The 4,966-nt window shown below is 67.9% G+C and carries 5 protein-coding genes; all 5 read right to left on the bottom strand.

Features of this window, described 5'->3' with window-relative positions:
- Nucleotides 1–67: 67 nt before the first annotated feature.
- Complete coding sequence (locus AC6RA4_RS21505; protein ID WP_500163794.1) at nt 68–1,981, bottom strand: bifunctional 5-dehydro-2-deoxygluconokinase/5-dehydro-2-deoxyphosphogluconate aldolase; 1,914 nt, start codon at nt 1,979–1,981, stop codon at nt 68–70.
- 52 nt (nt 1,982–2,033) lie between these two features.
- Nucleotides 2,034–2,318 carry a putative quinol monooxygenase gene (locus AC6RA4_RS21500; protein ID WP_500163792.1) on the bottom strand — a complete coding sequence of 95 codons (285 nt, stop codon included), beginning with the start codon at nt 2,316–2,318 and terminating at the stop codon, nt 2,034–2,036.
- Nucleotides 2,319–2,340: 22 nt separating this feature from the next.
- On the bottom strand, nt 2,341–3,282 hold the full coding sequence (locus AC6RA4_RS21495) for a sugar phosphate isomerase/epimerase family protein (protein WP_500163791.1): 942 nt from the start codon (nt 3,280–3,282) through the stop codon (nt 2,341–2,343).
- Nucleotides 3,283–3,296: 14 nt separating this feature from the next.
- Nucleotides 3,297–4,319 (bottom strand): Gfo/Idh/MocA family oxidoreductase, encoded by a 1,023-nt coding sequence (locus tag AC6RA4_RS21490; protein WP_500163789.1) that lies wholly within the window; start codon nt 4,317–4,319, stop codon nt 3,297–3,299.
- A partial coding sequence (locus AC6RA4_RS21485) for a sugar phosphate isomerase/epimerase family protein (RefSeq protein WP_500163788.1) occupies nt 4,316–4,966 on the bottom strand: 651 nt, incomplete at its 5' end. The genes AC6RA4_RS21485 and AC6RA4_RS21490, both read right to left, overlap by 4 nt.

The following is a 4,966-nucleotide window of genomic DNA, read 5'->3' as shown; positions in this document are numbered from 1 at the left end:
CACGTCCAACCCCCGGGGGGGGTGCCGGCGCGGGGGGGCCGGGGGGCCCCCCCCCCGCTCCCCCTTCTCAAGCCGCATTGAGCCGGGCCCCCTCGCGCGCCGCGTCCCAGATGCCGCAGAGCCGCTCGAAGCGCGCGGCCATCTGCGTCACCGCCTCGGCGTCGCTCATCTCGCCGCGCATCCAGGCCCGGGCCGCGTCGCCGAAGATCGTCCGCCCCACGGCGAAGCCCTTGACCAGCGGCTGCTTCGCGGCGAGCGCGAAGCTCTCCGCCAGCTCAGCCTCTGGCGCATCGAGGCCCAGCACCACGATGCCGCGGGTGCGCGGATCGTTGCGCTCGATGGCCGCGACCGCCTTCTGCCAGGCCGCCTCGGAGCGGAACGGCTCGAGCTTCCACCAGTCGGGGTACACCCCCGCATCGTAGAATTGCTGGATCAGCACGGCGGTGGTGTCGTCATGCACCGGGCCGACCTTCGACGGGATCACCTCGAGCAGGAATTCCAGCCCGTTGCGCCGCGCCGCTGTGAACAGCCGCTTCACGCGGTCTTCCTGCAATTCGCGCGTCGCCTCATCGTCGTCGGGGTGGCAGAACACCAAGAGCTTCACCACGTTCTCCCGCGCCCATTCGCGGAACTGGCCGAGATCCTCGCCAAGCTCGGGCTCGAACCGGATCGGGCGCGAGCCCGGAAGCTCGGTGGGCCGCCCGATCCAGAGCCCGGAGCCGCTGGCCGCGTGCAGCGCAGACCGTCCGATCCGGTTGTCGCAGAGAATGCCGTAGCCGCCCTGCCCGTCCTGCACTCGGAGCGCCGCCTGCAGGCAGAGCTCCTTGAACGCGCCGCCCTTCTCGAACGTGTAGCCCTCCATCTCCTCGAGCTGCATGCGGTGGTCGAAGGCGAAGGTCCGAACCGTGGACCAGTCGCCGTGGCGGTTGGTGGCCCAGTGCACCTGCTCGAGCTCAGCATCGTTGCGCAGGTCGGGGCGGACAATGCCGCGGTCGAAGAAGAACTGCAGCTCCTCCCAGCTCGGATAGGCCGGGGTGCAGCCATGACGCGAGACCGCGAAAGCCCCGCAGGCATTGGCGTATTTCAGCGCCACCGGCCAGCTTTCGCCGTCGAGCCAGCCCTTGAGCAGGCCGGACATGAAGCCGTCGCCGGCGCCCAGCACGTTGAACACCTCGATGGGAAAGCCCGGGCCGGTCTGGCCGTCGTCGAGGCTGTCGGGAATCTCGCCCTCGAAGGCAACCGCCCCCATCGGTCCGCGCTTGCAGACCAGCGTCGCGCCCGAGACCGCGCGCACCGCGCGCAGCGCCGCGATCGTGTCCGTCGAGCCGCCGGCGATATGGAACTCTTCCTCGGTGCCGACGATCAGGTCGAAATGATGCAGCACCTCCTGCAGGCTCTCGGTCACCCGCGCGCTCTCGACAAAGCGGCTCTCGCCGTCGCCATGGCCCGCCACGCCCCAGAGGTTCGGGCGGTAATCGATGTCGAGCGCGGTCTGGCCGCCGTGTTTCTTCGCCAGCTCCAGCGCCTTCAGCACCGCCGCGCGCGGGGTGGCGTGGGCGAGATGTGTGCCGGTGGCAACCACCGCGCGGGCCGAGGCCACGAGCGCTTCGTCGACATCCTCCTCGCAGAGCGCCATGTCGGCGCAGTTCTCGCGGTAGAAGATCAGCGGGAACTGCTCCTGATCCCGGATGCCGAGGATCACCAGCGCGCTCAACCGGTCGGGGTCGGTCTTCACGCCGGCGACCTCGACACCGTGGCGCACCAGCTCCTCGCGGATGAAGCGCCCCATATGCTCGTCGCCCACGCGTGAGATCAGCGCTGAGCGCATCCCGAGCCGCGCGGTGCCGCAGGCCATGTTGGTGGGCGAGCCACCGATATACTTGTCGAACGAGCCCATATCCTCGAGCCGCCCGCCGATCTGCGCGCCGTAGAGGTCCACCCCCGCGCGGCCGATGGTGATGACGTCCAGTCTCTTGTTCATGGTCTCCCCCTCTCTTCGGGTGCCGCCCAGGCCTTGGGTGGCGGAAATGCTCTCAGCCCGCGACGTTGATCGTCTCGAAGGTCAGGCTGCGGTGGAATTGCTCGTGAAAGGCGATGAAGTCGCCGGTGTGGGCCTGCTCCATGTGAAAGGCATGCGCCGCCTCGTCGGCCCAGCTCTCGACAAAGACCAGCCGGTCGGGATCGTCGGTGCAGGTGTAGAAGTCATAGGCGATGCAGCCCGGCTCGGCGCGGGTGGCGCGCTGCGCCTCGGGCGCCCGCGCGAGGATGGTCTCGCGGGTGCCGGGCTGGCAGTCGATGGTGATGATGAACTTGTACATGTCGTCCCTCCCGGCCTGCCTGTCAGCGGATGATCGTGGCCTCGAGCGCGTCGATCGAGGACTGGATGCCGGCATTGGTCGACATGGTGAAATCCTCCATCTCGAGGCTCACCCAGCCGTCGTAGCCCATCATGCCCACGACCGAGAAAAACTCCTTCCACCATTGCAGGTCGTGGCCCGCGCCGACGGCGACGTAGTTCCACGCGCGATTGGCGACGTCGGTCACCTCCTTCATCTCGAGCAGGCCGTTGACGTCGCACAAGCCGCGCTCGATGCGGGTGTCCTTGCCGTGCACGTGGTGGATCGCCGGCCCAAGCGCGCGCGCCACCGCGATCGGGCAGGCGCCTTTCCAGAACAGGTGGCTGGGGTCGAGATTCATCCCGACCATCTGGCCGACCTCATCGCGCAGGCGGAACAGGGTCTCGGGGTTCCAGACCAGCATGGCGGAGAAGTTCTCGAGCGCGTATTTTTCCACCCCGACCTCGGTGGCGAGCTTGACCAGATCGTGCCACAGCGGGAAGGCGCGGTCCTCCCACTGGTAGCGGTCGCGCTCCGGCATCTCGTCGGGCCAGGACTTGGTGTAGACCAGCCAGTTCGGCACCATGTCGCCGGGCGCCGCTTCGGGCAGGCCCGACATGGTGACGATCTTCTTGACCCCGATCTCGCCGGCGAGGCGGATGGTGTCCTGCATCTCTTTCAGGTGTCGCTTGCCCATCTCGCCCGGGTCGAGCGGGTTGGCCGAGCAGTTGAGCGCGGCGATCTCGAGGCCGCGGGCCTCGATCTCCTTGAGGCGCGTCTTCAACTCGCCCTTGTCGGCCAGCAGCGTCTCGGCGCGGAAATGCGGCGCCGGGGACCAGCCGCCTCCGGTCATCTCGATGCCCTCGACGCCAAGCGCCACGCATTTGTCGAGCATGTCGGTGAAGGAGAGATCCCCCATCACGTCGGTGCAGATGGACAGTTTCATGTTCCGACCCTTTCTCAGGCGGCCTGCGACACCGGCTGCGCGTAGAGCGCCGGCTTGTCGCGCATGGTGATGGCTTCGCGCTGGCCGCTCTCGACGGCGCGCAGGGCGGCGTCGGCGACCAGAGTCGCGGCGTAGCCGTCCCAGGTGGAGGGGCCGGTGGCAGTGCCCTGCCCCGCGGCCACGATCCACTCGCGGAATTCCTGGTCGTAGGCCTCGATGAAGCGCTCGCGCCAGTCCTCGGGGATCGCCTGGCGGATGCCGTGGGCATCGCTGATCACCGTGGCGGGGCGGTTCGGCAGCGCCGCGATGCCCTTTTCGCAGGAGGCCTCGCCGCGGATGTCGTAGCCGTAGGAGACGTTGACCGAGATCTCGACATCGACGATCGCGCCGCCCGCCATGTGCAGCAGAACGATATGCGGATCGCGCAGATCGTCGCCCTGACGCGAGCGGCGCGGCAGGCGCACCTCGACCCCGGCGATCTCGTCCGAGAGCAGCCAGCGCGAGATGTCGGCGTCATGCACCAGCGTGTCGTTGAGCGGCATGTCGGACGTGTAGAGCCCGACCGGCACGGAGGCGTTGCGGTGCACCGACTTGTACATCAGCGGCAGGCCCAGCGTGCCGCCGTCGATCACCGCCTTGAGGCGGCGATAATCGGCGTCGAAGCGGCGCATGAACCCCACCTGCACGAGGCGGCGGCCAAATGCGACCTCGGCATCCATCACCCGCAGCGCTGACTCGGTCGAGGTGACCAGCGGCTTCTCGCAGAACACCGGCTTGCCGGCGTGGATGCAGGCCAGAAGCTGCTCTTCGTGGGCAGGCCCCCACGAGCAGATCACCACCGCATCGACGGTCTCGGAGGTGATCAGCGCCTGCGGCGTCTCGAACACCTGGCAGCCCTCGGGCGCGGCCGAGGCGGCGCGCTCCGGGTCGATATCCGTGACCCCGGTCACGGTGACACCGGACAGCACCTTGGTCAGGCGGCGAATGTGGTCCTGACCGATCATACCGGTCCCGATGACTCCGACCCTGAGGCTCATTTTCCAACTCCGTACTTGTCGACGAGACGCTGCATCTCGGCGCGCATGAACTTGCCGCTCTCGTCGGCCTTCTCTTCCCAGGCAAAGACGCAGGCGGTCATGATGCCGTCGAAGCCGATCTCGGCGAGGGTGCGGTAGAAATCGTCCCACGGCACTTCGCCCTGCCCGATGTTGAGGTGCTGGTGCACCCGGGCGTTTGTGCCCGGCGGGTTGAGGATGTAGCGCAGGCCAGAGCTGGCCTTGTGGTTGAAGGTGTCGGCGATGTGGACATGCGCCAGCACGTCGGCGCATTCGCGCAGCATCGCGACGGTGTCGTCACCGAAATAGAAGGTGTGCGGCGTGCAGTAGAGGAACTTGACGCGCGGGCTGTTGACGGTGCGGATGAGGTCGACCGACGGCTGCAGGGTCTCGACCCAATCCTCCGGGTGCGGCTCGATATGCAGGTTGATGCCCTCGCGCTCGAACACCGGCACCAGCTCTTCCATCGAGCGCCACCACGCGTCCTCGCAGGCCTCGATCATCGAGCCGGTGTGGCAGCAGTAGCAGGTGCCCTTGTCGGGATGCGGACCACGGCCGAATTCCGAGTTCATCGTGTCGACGCCAAGCTCGACGGCGATCTCGATGGCGCGCTTCCAGTGGCGCACGGC

The sequence above is a fragment of the Salipiger sp. genome, assembly GCF_059781815.1.
This window is presented reverse-complemented; position numbering and strand designations above follow the sequence as displayed.

What these genes read in the sequence shown, in the direction of transcription:
- AC6RA4_RS21495 (WP_500163791.1), bottom strand. Translation starts at nt 3,282, where the DNA reads ATGAAACTGTCCATCTGCACCGACGTGATGGGGGATCTCTCCTTCACC.
- AC6RA4_RS21505 (WP_500163794.1), bottom strand. Translation starts at nt 1,981, where the DNA reads ATGAACAAGAGACTGGACGTCATCACCATCGGCCGCGCGGGGGTGGAC.
- AC6RA4_RS21490 (WP_500163789.1), bottom strand. Translation starts at nt 4,319, where the DNA reads ATGAGCCTCAGGGTCGGAGTCATCGGGACCGGTATGATCGGTCAGGAC.
- AC6RA4_RS21500 (WP_500163792.1), bottom strand. Translation starts at nt 2,318, where the DNA reads ATGTACAAGTTCATCATCACCATCGACTGCCAGCCCGGCACCCGCGAG.